General features: G+C 63.6%; 13 protein-coding genes. 2 read left to right on the forward strand and 11 right to left on the reverse strand.

The window, feature by feature from the left end; all coding sequences use genetic code 11:
• Positions 1-37: 37 nt before the first annotated feature.
• The 7 genes from ASD12_RS18765 to ASD12_RS18795 all read right to left on the reverse strand — a co-directional run bounded on the left by ASD12_RS18765 (position 38) and on the right by ASD12_RS18795 (position 7,861).
• Positions 38-745 (reverse strand): DUF1045 domain-containing protein, encoded by a 708-nt coding sequence (locus ASD12_RS18765; RefSeq protein WP_056589206.1) that lies wholly within the window; start codon positions 743-745, stop codon positions 38-40.
• Between the two features lie 153 nt (positions 746-898).
• Entirely contained in the window at positions 899-1,711 is an 813-nt protein-coding gene (gene iolB, locus ASD12_RS18770) for a 5-deoxy-glucuronate isomerase (RefSeq protein WP_056589209.1), read from the reverse strand.
• Positions 1,712-1,715: 4 nt separating this feature from the next.
• Entirely contained in the window at positions 1,716-1,934 is a 219-nt protein-coding gene (locus ASD12_RS18775) for a hypothetical protein (protein ID WP_056589211.1), read from the reverse strand.
• Between the two features lie 58 nt (positions 1,935-1,992).
• Entirely contained in the window at positions 1,993-2,910 is a 918-nt protein-coding gene (gene iolE, locus ASD12_RS18780; RefSeq protein WP_056589214.1) for a myo-inosose-2 dehydratase, read from the reverse strand.
• Between the two features lie 144 nt (positions 2,911-3,054).
• Positions 3,055-4,905, reverse strand: coding sequence for a 3D-(3,5/4)-trihydroxycyclohexane-1,2-dione acylhydrolase (decyclizing) (iolD, locus tag ASD12_RS18785; protein ID WP_056589217.1), 1,851 nt, complete (start codon positions 4,903-4,905; stop codon positions 3,055-3,057).
• Between the two features lie 33 nt (positions 4,906-4,938).
• The gene (gene iolC, locus ASD12_RS18790) at positions 4,939-6,873 is read right to left on the reverse strand and encodes a 5-dehydro-2-deoxygluconokinase (RefSeq protein WP_056589221.1); all 1,935 of its coding nucleotides are present in this window, start codon (positions 6,871-6,873) and stop codon (positions 4,939-4,941) included.
• A 142-nt stretch (positions 6,874-7,015) separates the two neighbouring features.
• Positions 7,016-7,861: a MurR/RpiR family transcriptional regulator gene (locus ASD12_RS18795; protein ID WP_056589225.1), complete on the reverse strand. Its 846-nt coding sequence runs from the start codon at positions 7,859-7,861 to the stop codon at positions 7,016-7,018.
• Positions 7,862-8,015: 154 nt separating this feature from the next.
• Here ASD12_RS18795 and ASD12_RS18800 point away from each other — a divergent pair, with 154 nt between their 5' ends.
• Complete coding sequence (locus ASD12_RS18800; RefSeq protein ID WP_056589229.1) at positions 8,016-9,125, forward strand: Gfo/Idh/MocA family oxidoreductase; 1,110 nt, start codon at positions 8,016-8,018, stop codon at positions 9,123-9,125.
• A gap of 49 nt (positions 9,126-9,174) precedes the next feature.
• Here ASD12_RS18800 and ASD12_RS18805 read toward each other — a convergent pair whose 3' ends face one another.
• Positions 9,175-9,873 (reverse strand): YafY family protein, encoded by a 699-nt coding sequence (locus ASD12_RS18805; RefSeq protein WP_056589234.1) that lies wholly within the window; start codon positions 9,871-9,873, stop codon positions 9,175-9,177.
• 129 nt (positions 9,874-10,002) lie between these two features.
• On the opposite strand from ASD12_RS18805, the gene ASD12_RS18810 reads away from it, so the two are divergent.
• Complete coding sequence (locus ASD12_RS18810) at positions 10,003-10,638, forward strand: LysE family translocator (protein WP_056589236.1); 636 nt, start codon at positions 10,003-10,005, stop codon at positions 10,636-10,638.
• 38 nt (positions 10,639-10,676) lie between these two features.
• Here the strand turns inward: ASD12_RS18810 and ASD12_RS18815 are convergent, their stop codons facing one another.
• From ASD12_RS18815 to iolG, 3 genes are all read right to left on the reverse strand, one after another.
• Positions 10,677-11,768 (reverse strand): 3-deoxy-7-phosphoheptulonate synthase, encoded by a 1,092-nt coding sequence (locus ASD12_RS18815; RefSeq protein WP_056590088.1) that lies wholly within the window; start codon positions 11,766-11,768, stop codon positions 10,677-10,679.
• Between the two features lie 224 nt (positions 11,769-11,992).
• Positions 11,993-12,787 (reverse strand): SDR family oxidoreductase, encoded by a 795-nt coding sequence (locus ASD12_RS18820; RefSeq protein ID WP_056589239.1) that lies wholly within the window; start codon positions 12,785-12,787, stop codon positions 11,993-11,995.
• A 33-nt stretch (positions 12,788-12,820) separates the two neighbouring features.
• Positions 12,821-13,816: an inositol 2-dehydrogenase gene (gene iolG, locus ASD12_RS18825; RefSeq protein ID WP_056589242.1), complete on the reverse strand. Its 996-nt coding sequence runs from the start codon at positions 13,814-13,816 to the stop codon at positions 12,821-12,823.
• Positions 13,817-13,895: the final 79 nt, after the last annotated feature.

A 13,895-nucleotide genomic window follows, 5' to 3' on the forward strand; every position in this document is an offset into this window, starting at 1 on the left:
CCTTGGTTGTTCAGGCTGTGCTTGTTCCGGCAGGGTGTCAGGCAGTTTTTCTGGCGGAGCGGCGCCCGAGTGCGTGATGCGAGAGCACCATGAACGGTGCGCCCGGTTCGGTTTCGACAAACAATGTCAGCGCATCCACCAGAACCGGCTGTCGCAGAATGTCCGCGAACAGACTGTCGATTGCTGCGCGCAAACGAGGGCTTTCCTGTGACGCTGTCCGGCCGGACAGCGTCATGTGGAAGCGGAAGGTTTCGAAGACATAGGGATAGCCCCATTGGCAGAGATTGCGGAACTCGGCCGGCTTCAGCGAATCCGGGCTGCGCCGCTCGATTTCCGCCTCGGTCAGCGGCGCGCGAAACCGGTCGAAGCCGAGCACCACGTCATCGGCGAAGCGATTGAGCGCCGGCAGCGGCCCTTCCGGGACCAGTGCGAAGAAGCCGTCGATCTGGCTGATGACGAGACGCGGTATGGTCACCACCGGCGTTGCCTCGGCAAAATGGTCGAGTGCGGCGCGTAGCGAGGCTTCCGTCTCGTTGGCAGCCAGGCGGAAGGGTGCTTTCAGCGTCGCGTGGAAACCGTAGCGGCGCGCCGAAGCGGTGTGGAAGGCGACTTCAGCCGCCGACAGGTCGGCCACCGCCTCGACAGGCCTTGTCGCGGCGCCGAACGGGTCGCGGCCGAGCCAGTTGGCGGCGATCCGCGCCAGCGGTTCGTCCTGCCGGGGGGTGAAATAGAGGGCGTAGCGCATGGAAAGTCCTCGTCAACTCCGCTGCCATAGGTGATTTCCATGACGGATTGACGAAGCTTTGAAGGGTTTTCGAAGGCAAATCGACCTTGCGGGTCCTTAGCCGACGATTTTTTCCAGCTGGACCAATAGCTTCACCTGAAAAGGCATGATCGGTCAGGCCTTCATCAGCCATTCGTGCTCGGGCGCATTGTGGAACTTCCACGTTCGCTTCGGTCCGGCCATCACGTTGAGATAATAGAGGTCATAGCCGTGGCAGGCGGCGCAGGGGTGATAGCCCTTGGGCACCAGCACGACATCGCCGTCCTCGATCGCCATCGCCTCATCCAGCGCGCGATGGCCATTTCTGTCGGCGTCGGTGTAGACGCGCTGGAAAGCAAAGCCCTGCGGCGGATTGAGGCGGTGATAGTAGGTTTCCTCAAGATAGGATTCATCAGGCAGATTATCCTGGTCGTGCTTGTGCGGCGGATAGCTCGACGTGTGGCCGCCGGGCGTGATGACCTCGACCACCAGCAGCGAATCGGCTGGCTTGCCCTCCGGCAGGATGTTGGTGACGTAGCGCGTGTTGGTGCCTTTGCCGCGTACCTCCTGGCCGAGATCGTCCGGTGCGATCACCCGCACCGGCAGACCGCCGCCAAGGCCCGGCGCCGAGCAGACCGCGAGTTCCAGCTCGGTGTCTGCGCTCACCGACCAGTCCGATCCCTCAGGGACGTAGACCGACCAGGGCTTGCCCTCGAAGGGCGACATGCGCTCGCCGAGCTGGCCGAGGTCCTTGCCGCCGGCTGACGCATTGCCCTTGCCGGTGACGAACACCAAGCAGACTTCGCGATCATTCGTTTTTCCGGAGGCCGTCTCACCGGGCTTGAGCCGATGCAGGTCGAAACCGACATATGTCCAGCCCGCGATTTGCGGCGTCACATGGGCGACGAGGCCATGGCCCTTGTCGGCCTTCACCAGCAGCTTCGACATCGGGTTACTCCTTCGGTTCGGGCTCGACCGTTGCCTTGCCCTCTTCGGCCGGCTTGTAAAGATAGAAGAACTGCCAGACGGCGTAGCCGGCGAAGCCGAGCGCGATCATGCCCCAGAACGGCGTGCCGGTGGCGAATTCGATGATCGACCAGATGACGCAGACCGCGACGACGGCGACACGCCGCCACAAAGGCCGGAAGAAGGGGTGCTCGGAATCTTTCATCCGACCAACCTACAGCAACCCGGCTTCGCCGAGAACCACCGCATCAGGCCCCCCTTGATCAGACATTGGGAAAGCCTTGCGTCTCGACCGTGTAGCCGGCGGCGGTCATGACGCGCATCAATTCCTTGTAGCCGACCTGAGCCATCCTGAGCGGCGGGTTCTTCTTCGGATCCTGCTCGGCCTCGACCACGAACCAGCCCTCGTAGCCATGGTCGGCAAAGCGCTGCACGATGGCGCCGAAATCCAACGAACCATCGCCCGGCACCGTGAAGGCGCCAAGCGCCACGGCGTCGAGGAAGGACTGCTTCGTGCGGTCGAGCTTCTCGATGACACTCATGCGCACATCCTTCACATGCACATGGCTGATGCGGGTGTGATGTTTGTCGATGGCACGCAGAACGTCACCGCTGGCGAAGGCCAGGTGGCCGGCATCGAGCAGCAACGGAATGCCGGCTCCCGAATAATTCATGAAGGCATCGAGTTCCGGCTCGGTCTCGACCACCGCCGCCATGTGGTGATGATAGGAAAGCGGCATGCCCTGTTCGGCGCACCATTCGCCAAATTCGGTGAGGCGCTTGCCATAGGCCTTCATCTCGTCATCCGACAGCTTCGGCTTGGTGGCCAGCGGTTTCGAGCGGTCGCCCTGGATCGAGCGGCCGACCTCGCCATAGACGATGCACGGCGCGTTCACGGCCTTGAACAGGTCGATCATCGGCTGGATGCGATCCTTGTTGTCGGCCATCTCCCCATCCACCAATGTGCCCGAGAACCAGCCGCCGCACAGCGTCACGTCGGCTGCCTTCAGGATCGGCAGCATGACATCGGGATCATTGGGAAAACGCCGGCCCATCTCCATGCCGGTGAAACCGGCCGAGCGCGATTGGCGCAGACATTCTTCCAGCGACACGTCATCGCTGAGTTCCGCAAGATCGTCGTTCCACCACGCAATGGGGGACATGCCCAGTTTGGCTTTCAAGTCGTCGCTCCGGTTTCTTGTTCACCCTCCCCCTTGTGGGGAGGGTCGCTGCGAAGCAGCGGGGTGGGGTGGCGCCGGACCCCCACCCGGACCTTCGGTCCGACCTCCCCACAAGGGGGAGGTAGGGGCTTGGCGACGCCTATATCAATTGCCGACGGTCTGCATCTTCCGCTTCTCGTCATACGCCTTGCGCGCCGCGTTGACCTGTGGTCGTGCCGACACTTCCGGCACCGCCACATCCCACCAGTGGCCTCCGGCATCGGTAGAAATCAGCGGGTCGGTGTCGATGACCAGCACCGTTGTGCGCGTGTTCTTCTTGGCTTGTGCCAGGGCATTTTCCAGCCCGGCAATCGACGGCACTTTCTCGGCAATCGCGCCCATGCTCGCCGCATGCGCGGCGAAGTCGATGTCGGGCAGGATCTCGTGGCGGGAGTCCTTCAGGAGGTTGTTGAAGTTGGCGCCACCGGTCGCCATCTGCAGCCGGTTGATGCAACCATAGCCCCTGTTATCGAGCAGTACGATGGTGAGCTTGAGCCCGAGCATCACCGAAGTGGCGATCTCCGAATTCATCATCAGATAGGAGCCGTCGCCGATCATGACGACGATCTCCTCGCCGGGCTTCGCCATCTTGGCGCCGAGCCCGCCGGCAATCTCGTAGCCCATGGTCGAGAAGCCATATTCGCCATGGTACGATCCGGGCGCGCCCGCCTGCCAAAGTTTGTGCAATTCGCCCGGCAAGCCGCCGGAGGCATTCAGCAGCGTCACGCCGGATCCCATGGCGCGCTGCACGGCGCCGATCACTTGCGCGTCGGAGGGGTAGGCGGCATTGGTCGACGCCGTCACCTTGGCCGCTTCGGTCTGCCAGGCCTTCTTGCCGGTGGCCGCATTGTCGGTCCAGGTGGAAGGTGCCTTCCAGCCCTTCAGAGCCGCGCCGAGTTCAGCCAGACCCTCGGCCGCATCGGCCACCAATGGCAGCGCGCGGTGCTTGCCGGCATCGAAAGGCTGTACGTTGAGCCCGATGATGGTCTTGCTGGAGTGCTTGAACAGTGCCCACGAGCCGGTGGTGAAGTCCTGCAGCCGCGTGCCGATGGCGAGCACGACATCGGCTTCCTCGGCCAGCCGGTTGGCGGCAGAAGTGCCGGTGACGCCGACCGCCGCCATGTTGAGCGGATGATCGTCCGGCAGCGAGGATTTGCCGCCTTGCGTCTCACAGATCGGAATGCCGGCGCCCTCGGCGAATTTGGCCAGGTCGTCCGAGGCCTGCGAATAGAGGACACCGCCGCCGGCGATCACCAGCGGTTTTTTTGCTCCCTTGAGCGCGGCGACAGCAGCGGCAAGTTCGTGGCGGTCCGGACGCGGCCGGCGCTGGTGCCAGACCCGCTCGGCAAAAAAGCTCTCGGGATAATCATAGGCCTCGGCCTGGACGTCCTGGCACAGCGACAGCGTCACCGGGCCGCATTCGGCCGGATCGGTCAGCACGGCCATGGCACGGCTGAGCGCAGGAATGATCTGCTCCGGCCTTGTGATGCGGTCGAAATAGCGCGACACCGGACGGAAGCAGTCATTGACCGTCGCCGTGCCGTCCGAAAAATCCTCGGCTTGCTGCAGCACCGGATCGGGAATGCGGTTGGCGAAGACGTCGCCGGGCAGAAACAGGACGGGCAACCTGTTTACATGGGCGAGCGCCGCCGCCGTCACCATGTTGAGCGCGCCGGGACCGATCGAAGAGGTCACCGCCATGAAGCGGCGGCGGAAATTGGCCTTGCCGTAAGCGATCGCCGCATGCGCCATCGCCTGTTCATTGTGGGCGCGGAAGGTCGGCAGTTCGTCGCGCACCTGATAGAGCGCCTCGCCGATGCCGGCGACATTGCCGTGACCGAAGATTGCCCAGACGCCGCCGAAGATCGGGACTTTATTGCCGTCGATGTCGGTCATCTGGCGGCTGAGGAAGCGGGTTAGCGCCTGCGCCATCGTCAGGCGGATTGTCTTGCTCATGCTGTTTTCCCTCCGCAGTCCTATACCGCGCCTTTATGCTGCTTTACGGCCACGCGCGGCAAGCCACGCTTCGGTCAACTGTTCGAAGCGCGAGGCCATGTCGGCGACAGCCTCGTCGTCCGACATCTTGCCGGCCAGCCATTGTTCGGCCGCGTGGACGAAGATGGTGCGGCCGACGGCAAAGCCCTTGACGATGGGTGCCTTGGCGGTGGCGGCGAAAGCCGCTTCCAACTCGTCCTGCGGCGCCTCCAGGCCGAGCAGCACGACGCCACGGCACCACGGATCGTGCTTCAGGATGACGGCTTCGATCTTCGCCCACGCGCCGGCCGACGCCTGCGGCTCGAGCTTCCACCAGTCCGGCTTGATGCCGAGCGCATAGAGTTCCTCCAGCGCGCGCGGGATGGTCGTGTCGTTGAGCTTGCCATGCTTGCCGGCAATGATCTCGATGAGAAGTTCTCTGCCTACTTTCCGCGCGCCTTCGAACAGCGCGCGCAGCTTCTGCTGCTGTTCGTCCTTTAAGGCCGCCGGATCGTCGGGATGATAGAAGCACAGGCACTTGATGCAGTGATCGACAGGCCATTCGGTCAGCTGCGAGCCGATGTCCTGCGAGAATTCGAAGCGCAGCGGCCGCGATCCCGGGAGCTCCACCGGCCGGCCAAGCCAGCTGAACGGATGATGCGCGAATTCGAACATCGCCTTGCGGCCATGTTTCTCGTCGATCAGCATGCCGTAGCCGTCGCGTCCGGCGGCGACCTTCGCCGCGGCCTTCACCGCCAGCACCTTGAAGTCATGGATGCGTGCGGGATCGGCACCGGCCTTCGCGGCAACGTCCTCGAGCTGCACGCGGTGGTCGCAAGCGAGCGCCATCAGCGAGGGAATGTCGCGCCGGCGCGTCGTCGCCCAATGGATGTGGTTGATCGCCTCGTCCTTGCGCAAGGCCAGATGCTTGCTGCCGTTCTTGAGGAAGAACTGCAGCTCTTCGAAGGTCGGATATTCCGGCGCGCAGAGCAGCCGCGATACGGCGAAGGCACCACAGGCATTGGCCCAGGTCGCCGCCGTGGCATGGTCTTCGCCGCCCAGCCAGCCGCGCAGGAAGCCGGACATGAAGGCGTCGCCGGCGCCGAGCACATTGTAGATCTCGATCGGAAAGCCCTTGCCGACGACACCGTCTTCGAGGTCGTCGCTGATCGGCCCGTCATAGACGATGCAGCCCATGGCGCCGCGCTTCAAGACGATGGTGGCGGACGACAGCGAGCGGATCGTCTTCAGCGCGCTCAGGCAATCGTCGGCGCCCGACGCGATCATGATCTCTTCCTCGGTACCGACGATCAGGTCGCAATCGGGCAGCACCGTCTTCAGCTGGGCCGAGACCCGGTCCGATTTCACATAGCGCTCGAACCCTTCGGCATGGCCGGCGAGACCCCATAAATTGGGCCGATAGTCGATGTCGAACACCACCTTGCCGCCCTTGGCCTTCATGATGCGGATCGCCTTGCGCTGCGCGGCATCGCTGTTGGGGCGGGAAAAATGCGTGCCGGTGACGACGATTGACCGCGCCGAGGCGATGAAGGCCTCGTTGATGTCTTCCGGCGCCAGCGCCATGTCGGCGCAGTCCGAGCGGTAGAAGATCATCGGCGAGACGCCTTCGTCCTCTACCGACAGCAGCACCAAAGCGGTCAGCCGCTCCTTGTCGGTCTTTAGCCCGTCGACATTGACGCCTTCACGCGTCAGCTGCTCGCGGATAAAGCGGCCCATCTGCTCGTCACCGACGCGGGTGAGCAGCGCCGAGCGCAGGCCGAGCCTCGCCGTGCCGACCGAAATGTTGGCCGGGCAGCCGCCGACCGACTTGGCGAAGGAGGTGATGTCCTCCAGCCGCGAGCCGATCTGCTGGCCATAAAGGTCAACGGAAGCGCGACCGATGGTGATGACGTCGAGCGGCGCCTGTTTCGCGTCCACGGCTTCGCTCATTGGAACCTCCCGTCGGCCTTGTTGTTTTTGGGTACACGCGCGAGCGGCAGCGTGGCGCCGGGAATATGAAATAATAATTCCAATCCATAGTCAATATGGAATGAGCATTCCTTTGATGGAAAGTGTCTTTTCTGGCGGCGGATCAGGCCTTGCGCTTGCGGCTCGTGTCCCGTCGCTTCTCACCGACGCCGACGGTCAGCGCCATGGCCAGCGCCATCGTTGCCGACAGCGAGCGGAAGCCGGCGAAATCCGCCTCGGCAACCTCGAACCAGACCTTGGCGAACTGGGCGAGCGGCGAAAACGAGCTGTCGGTGATGGCGACGATCGGCACGCCCTGCTCCGAAATGCCGCGCGCCTCCTCGATGGTGGCGGGCGCGTAGGGCGAAAACGAGATGGCGATGACGGCATCCGCTGGCGTGGCGAAGCCGATCATCTCGGCATTCAGCCCGGCCGCCGATTCGATCAACTGGTTTCGGATCTTGAGCTTGCCCAGTGCATAGGCGATGTAGGACGCCACCGGATAGGAGCGGCGCTTGGCCAGCACATAGATAGTCTCTGCCTTCGCCAGCAGGGTGATCGCGTCTTCCAGATGCGCTTCGTCCAGCGTGCGCGAAATGTCGTTGAGCGAGGTGCTGGCGGCAGCGACGAAGCCGTCGAAGATCGCCCGGTGGCCTGCGCCGCCCTCGGCCTTGGCGCGCAGCGCCTGCAATCTTTCGTCATAGGATGAGTTGCGCTCGCGTAGCCGCTCGCGAAACACCTGCTGCAGGCTGGTGAATCCGTCGAAGCCAAGCTGCTGGGCAAAGCGGATCAAGGTCGACGGCTGCACGCCGGCCGAAGCGGCGATGCTGGCGGCGGTGCCGAAGGCGATGTCGTCGGGATTGTCGAGCGCATAGGCGGCGATCTGGGCAATGCGCTTCGGCAGGCTTTCGCGCCGATCGAGGATCGTTGCGCGCAGCGTCTCGAAGTCGCGAGGTACCCGTTCGTCCATCGTCGGTCTGCTCAGGTTCATTTGCCGGCACCCTCTCTGCCTCATCATACCGAGCCTGCGCAAGAACGCCATAAAAAATGAGGCAGACATTCCATTCCAGGAAGAAATGGACTAATTCATCCACCTGATGCTTCAGGCAGTGGAGAAACGGAAAATGGTCGGCGTCGGTCTCATCGGCACGGGTTTCATGGGCAAGTGTCACGCCATCGCATGGAGTGCCGTTGGCGCTGTCTTCCCCGACGTGGCCAAGCCACGGCTTGTGCATCTCGGCGAGGTCACTGAGGATCTCGCCCAACGCAAGGCAGGCGAGTTCGGCTTCACCAAGGCGTCCGGCGACTGGCGCGCCGTCGTCAACGATCCGGATGTCGATATCGTCTCGCTGACCACGCCCAACCAGTTCCATCCGGAAATGGCCATCGCCGTCCTCGAGGCCGGCAAGCATCTGTGGTGCGAAAAGCCGATGGCGCCGAGCTTTACTGAGGCCGAGGCGATGGCAGCCGCCGCGAAAAAGTCCGGCAAGGTCGCAGCCCTTGGCTACAACTACATCCAGAGCCCGGCCATCCGCCATATCGGCGCGCTGCTCGACGAGAAGATCATCGGCGAGGTCAACCATCTGCGCATCGAGATGGACGAGGACTTCATGGCCGATCCCGAAGCGCTGTTCTTCTGGAAGCACGAGGCTGCTTCCGGCTATGGCGCGCTCGACGATTTCGCCGTGCATCCGCTGTCGCTGGTTTCCGCCCTGTTCGGCCGCGTCGCCAGCGTCATCTGCGACATGGCCAAACCCTATGCCGACCGCAAGGTGGCCAGCGGCGGCCGTCGCGCGGTGGAGACCTACGACATCGCCAGCGTGCTGATGCACCTGGAAAACGGCATTGCCGGCACGCTGCTGGTCAATCGTTCCGCCTGGGGCCGCAAGGGCCGCATTGCCATCCAGATTTTCGGCTCGAAGGGCTCGATCCTGTTCGACCAGGAGCGGATGAACGAAATCCAGCTCTATGTCACATCAGATCGCCCGACCGAGCAGGGCTACCGCACCATCCTGGTGGCGCCGCATCACAGGCCCTACGACGCTTTCCTGCCGGCACCCGGCCATGGCCTCGGCTTCAACGACCTCAAGATCATCGAGTGCCACGAATTGCTGACGCGGCTTGCCGGCAAGCCGGCGCGGCTCATCGAGTTTGCCGAAGGGCTGGAGATCGAACGCACCGTGCATGCGATGGCGCGCTCATTCGAGGAGAAGCGCTGGGTCGATGTGCGGTAGTCTTCTCTCCTCGCATCCGCTTCCGATATCGCGCTTCGCGATGGCCGCTTTAGCTGGCGGTCGAGGCGTTCGTCTCCCAGCCGTTGACCCAGACCTGCCGCAAGCGGTCGCCTTCGCCCTTGAAGCGCAGCCCCGTCGCCTGGCAATCCTCGATCCGGTCGCTGCGGAAATTGCGGATCGCCTGGCGCAGCTCGCACCAGGCGACGATGTTGGCGGTTTCGGCGTAGTAGATCAGGGCGATCGGCCGGACGAGGCGCTCGGAGGCGCGGCCCATTTCGTCGCGATAGGAGAGGTCGAGCTTCTCCTCGTCGCGGATGGCGCGGCGCACCAGCGCCAGGTCGATCGCACCGGTCGAAGGCGCGGCGAACCCCCACGCATGCAACGCATTGGCGTCGAACGCCTGTCGCAAGGGCGGCGGCACCGCGCCGGCGATCTTGGCACTGACGCGCTTGGCCGCCTGCTTGAGCTCGCTGTCTCCCGTGCGCTCCAGCAGCGCGAGAGACAGGACGATCGCCTCCATCTCCTCGATCGAAAACATCAGCGGTGGCAGGTCGAAGCCGGGACGCAGGATGTAGCCGATGCCGCGCCCGCCTTCGATCGGCACGCGCATCGCCTGCAGTGCTGCGATGTCGCGATAGATCGAGCGCACCGTCACTTCCAGCCGCTCGGCAATCGTTGCCGCCGTCACCGGCTGCCGCGCCAGCCGCACGATCTGGATGATCTCGAACAGGCGTGACGCCTTGCGCATTTTTCCCCGGGGTTCCAATCGCAACTGACACACCATCGTCAGTTGGGCTGACCTATAGGAGCGCCTATCGAGTTGAGAATCAACACATTCCGCTGCGGCCTGGCCGAGCGAGGGCGACAGGCAACTGACATGGACTACGCGGAAAATCTCTGGCTCTTCTGTCTCCTCCTCTTCGGCATCATCATCGTGCCCGGCATGGATATGCTTTTCGTGCTTGCCAATGCGCTGACCGGTGGCGGCAACAGGGGACTTGCCGCGACCGGCGGCATCATGGTCGGCGGGATGGTGCATACGCTGAACGGCGCGCTCGGCGTCGGCCTGCTGATGCATTTCGTGCCGATCCTCTACAATCCGCTGCTGATCGTCGGCGCCGCCTACATGGCCTTTATCGGGCTGACGCTGATGCGCAGTTCGATCAAGGTCGGCCATGATGGACCTGCCGGCAGCCGCTCCGCATGGAAGGCGTTTCGCCAGGGGCTGGTGATCTGCCTGATCAATCCAAAAGCCTATCTCTTCGTCTTCGCGGTCTATCCGCAATTTCTGAAGCCGGACTACGGTCCGATCTGGATCCAGGCTTCCATCATGGGATCGATGACCATCGCCATGCAGTTTGCCGTCTACGGCGGACTTGCCATGTCAGCCGGCCGCAGCCGAAATCTGCTGGTCGCCAATCCCCGAGCGACCGCATTTGCCGGCCGGGCGGCGGGGCTGCTTCTGGTTGCGGTTTCCGTGCTCACTGCGTGGGAGGGGCTAAGGGCGGCGTGATCCTTGCACGCGCCGCCCTTTCCATGCCGCCATCCGTATCAGGCTGCTCCCTGGCGGCTCTCGATCATGGCGCGGCGCGCTGAGCGGCGCCACTCGACGGCGCCGGCAAGGCCGTGCAACACCGTCTCGGTGGTCGCCCAGTCGATGCAGCCATCGGTGATGCTCTGGCCATAGACGAGCGGCTTGCCGGGTACCACGTCCTGCCGGCCAGCGACGAGGTTGCTCTCGATCATGACACCGATGATGCGCTCGTCGCCCACCGCGACCTGGCCGGCGACATCGGCCGCTACCTTGGGCTGGTTCTCGGGCTTCTTGGCTGAATTGGCGTGGCTGACATCGATCATCAAACGGGGCGCGACACCGATGCGGGCAAGCTCCGCCGAGGCCGCCTCGACGCTCGCCGCGTCATAGTTCGGCTGAACGCCGCCGCGCAGGATGACGTGGCAGTCCTCATTGCCGGTGGTCGTCGCGATGCCGCTGCGTCCGCCCTTGGTCACCGCCATGAAATGATGCGGCTGGGCGGCGGATTTTACCGCCTCGGCGGCGATCCGCAGATTGCCGTCGGTGCCGTTCTTGAAGCCGACCGGGCAGGACAGGCCGGAAGCAAGCTCGCGGTGGATCTGGCTCTCGGTCGTGCGCGCGCCGATCGCGCCCCAGGCGACGAGGTCGGCAATGTATTGCGGCGTGGTCATGTCGAGGAATTCGGTCGCTGCCGGCAGGCCGAGATTGTTGACGGCGGAGAGCACGTTGCGCGCCATCCTCAGTCCCTTGTCGATGTTGAAGCTGCCGTCGAGGTCGGGATCGTTGATCAGGCCTTTCCAGCCGACCGTCGTGCGCGGCTTTTCGAAATAGACCCGCATCACGATCTCGAGTCGGTCCGACAGGCTCTCGCGCAGCGCTGCCAGACGGCTGGCATAGTCCACGGCGGCGACCGGATCGTGGATCGAACAGGGGCCGACGATGACGAGCAGCCGATCGTCGGTGCCGTTCAAAATGGCGTGGATCGCGTTGCGCGACGCGGTGACGGTGCGCGTCGCCGTCAGCGTGCGCGGTATCTCCCGCATCACCTGGTCCGGCGTACTCAATTCCCTGATTTCCTTGACCCGAAGATCATCTGTGGTGGTCAACACGGCTTTCTGCTCCTGTTTGGGAAACCTGCCGGCTGAAAACAAAAAAGCCGCCAGGTATGGCGGCTGTTCGGATCTTGTTGCTGCAATCTTCAGATCGAGCGCAATCCTCCCGCCGCCAGCGAGCTCCTAAAGTACCAATACGTGGCGGTCAGGTTGATCATGTGGGTCATATAGTCGATGCGAAGGCGTTTGTCACGTGCCCTGATGGGGCGACGCAACTAATGCTACTCGGGTGACGACCCCGCAATGCTCTGGTCGTAGTCGACCAGCGACCCGGTCATGACGCCCGACTGCGGGCTGACCATGTAGCTGATCAGCCGCGCAAGCTGGTCCGGCTTGACCAACTGCCCCATCGGCTGCGCGGCTTCGGCCTTTGCCAGCCAGTCGTCGGGTGCATCGTGCCATTTCTTCTGCACGATGTCCTCGCCCTCGGTGTCCATCCAGCCGGGTAGCACCGCGTTGCAGCGGATGCGGTTGTAGCGATAGGCATTGGCGACGTTCTTGGTCAGCGTCATCAGCGCCCCCTTGCTGGTCGAATAGGGGGTCAGGAACGACTGGCCGGTATGCGCCGACATCGACAACACGTTGACGATGGAGCCGGGCGCCTTCTTCTCCAGCAGATGCGCCACCACGCCCTGCATCAGGAAGAACGGCCCGCGCACATTGGTGTCGAAAATCGTATCGAAAAGCTCTTCGCTCGTCTCGACCAATGAACCGCGCGCCGACGTGGCGGCGGCATTGACCAGGGCGTTGATGGCGCCGAAATGCGAGATCGCGGTGGCGACCGCACGCTTGCAGTCGGCAACATTAGAGACGTCGGCGCTGATGAAGATCGCGTCGACCCCCGATTTCTTGAAATGGGCGACAGCCCTGTCGCCCTTCTCCTGCGACCGGCCGATGAGCGCCAGCACCCGGCAGCCTTCGTCGGCCAGCGCCTCGGCAACAGCAAAGCCGATGCCTTGCGCGCCGCCGGTGACGATGGCGCGTGTTTTTGAATTGCGATCGGCAGTTCCGCTCATCGCTCTGCTCCTGTGGGTTCTTCCTAAGGGTTCTTACTTGTCGAGACGAACGGTCTTGCCTGTCGTCGCCGACTTCAGCGCCGCATCCGCCAGCTTCAGCGCCACCAGCCCGTCCGTGCCGCTCGGCGCCGCCTTCTTGCCTGACGTCGCCGCGGTGATGAAGGCAGCGATCTCGTTGGCATAGGCGTCGAGATAGCGGGTCATGAAGAAGTCGTGCAGCGGCGGGCGGGTGTAGCCCTTCTCGTTCGCAAGTTCGATCGACACCGGCCGCTGGTTCTCGGCAGCAATCATGCCTTTCGAGCCATGCACCTCGATGCGCTGGTCGTAGCCATAGGTGGCGCGGCGCGAGTTGGAGATGACGGCTTGCTTGCCGGAAGCGGTTTCGAGGATAACGCTGACGCTGTCGAAATCGCCGGCCGCACCGATCTTCTTGTCGACCAGCACCGAGGCATGGGCGCTGACCGCCACCGGCTCCTCGCCGAGCAGGAAGCGCGCCATGTCGAAATCATGGATGGTCATGTCGCGAAAAATGCCGCCCGAGCGCTTGATGTAGTCGATCGGCGGCGCACCCGGGTCACGCGAGGTGATGGTGACCATCTCGACGGTGCCGATGGCGCCGTCGTCGATCGCCTTGCGCACGGCGGCGAAATGCGGGTCGAAGCGGCGGTTGAAGCCGACCATCAGCGTCGCCTTGGTTTTCTCGACCACGGCCAGGCACTTCTCGACGCGCTTGACGTTGAGGTCGATCGGCTTCTCGCAGAAGATCGCCTTGCCGGCCTTGGCGAAACGCTCGATCAAATCGGCATGGGTGTCGGTCGGCGTGCAGATGACGACGGCGTCGATATCCCTCGATTTTTCGATGGCGTCGATCGTGCGCACTTCGGCGCCATAGGCCGATGCCAGTTCCTTTGCCGCCTTCTCGAACGCATCTGCGACGGCAACCAGTTTGGCCTGCGGGTTGGAGCCGACGGCGCGGGCGTGGACCTTGCCGATGCGGCCGGCACCGAGGAGGGCGAAACGGAGAGTCATGGAATGTCCTTTGAGTGGTTCGAAGCGGGGCGCCGGTCATCGGCGCGGGTGATTTGCGGTCAAGACAAGATCGACAGGG

Source organism: Mesorhizobium sp. Root102, assembly GCF_001425625.1.
In the GTDB taxonomy this organism is placed as follows: Bacteria; Pseudomonadota; Alphaproteobacteria; order Rhizobiales; family Rhizobiaceae; genus Mesorhizobium.

Excerpts from the sequence above, each read along its gene's own strand:
- ASD12_RS18765 (WP_056589206.1), bottom strand. The coding sequence starts at position 745 with ATGCGCTACGCCCTCTATTTCACCCCCCGGCAGGACGAACCGCTGGCG.
- iolC (WP_056589221.1), bottom strand. The coding sequence starts at position 6,873 with ATGAGCGAAGCCGTGGACGCGAAACAGGCGCCGCTCGACGTCATCACC.
- ASD12_RS18775 (WP_056589211.1), bottom strand. The coding sequence starts at position 1,934 with ATGAAAGATTCCGAGCACCCCTTCTTCCGGCCTTTGTGGCGGCGTGTC.
- iolB (WP_056589209.1), bottom strand. The coding sequence starts at position 1,711 with ATGTCGAAGCTGCTGGTGAAGGCCGACAAGGGCCATGGCCTCGTCGCC.
- iolD (WP_056589217.1), bottom strand. The coding sequence starts at position 4,905 with ATGAGCAAGACAATCCGCCTGACGATGGCGCAGGCGCTAACCCGCTTC.
- ASD12_RS18800 (WP_056589229.1), top strand. The coding sequence starts at position 8,016 with ATGGTCGGCGTCGGTCTCATCGGCACGGGTTTCATGGGCAAGTGTCAC.
- ASD12_RS18810 (WP_056589236.1), top strand. The coding sequence starts at position 10,003 with ATGGACTACGCGGAAAATCTCTGGCTCTTCTGTCTCCTCCTCTTCGGC.
- ASD12_RS18805 (WP_056589234.1), bottom strand. The coding sequence starts at position 9,873 with ATGCGCAAGGCGTCACGCCTGTTCGAGATCATCCAGATCGTGCGGCTG.
- ASD12_RS18820 (WP_056589239.1), bottom strand. The coding sequence starts at position 12,787 with ATGAGCGGAACTGCCGATCGCAATTCAAAAACACGCGCCATCGTCACC.
- ASD12_RS18795 (WP_056589225.1), bottom strand. The coding sequence starts at position 7,861 with ATGGACGAACGGGTACCTCGCGACTTCGAGACGCTGCGCGCAACGATC.
- iolG (WP_056589242.1), bottom strand. The coding sequence starts at position 13,816 with ATGACTCTCCGTTTCGCCCTCCTCGGTGCCGGCCGCATCGGCAAGGTC.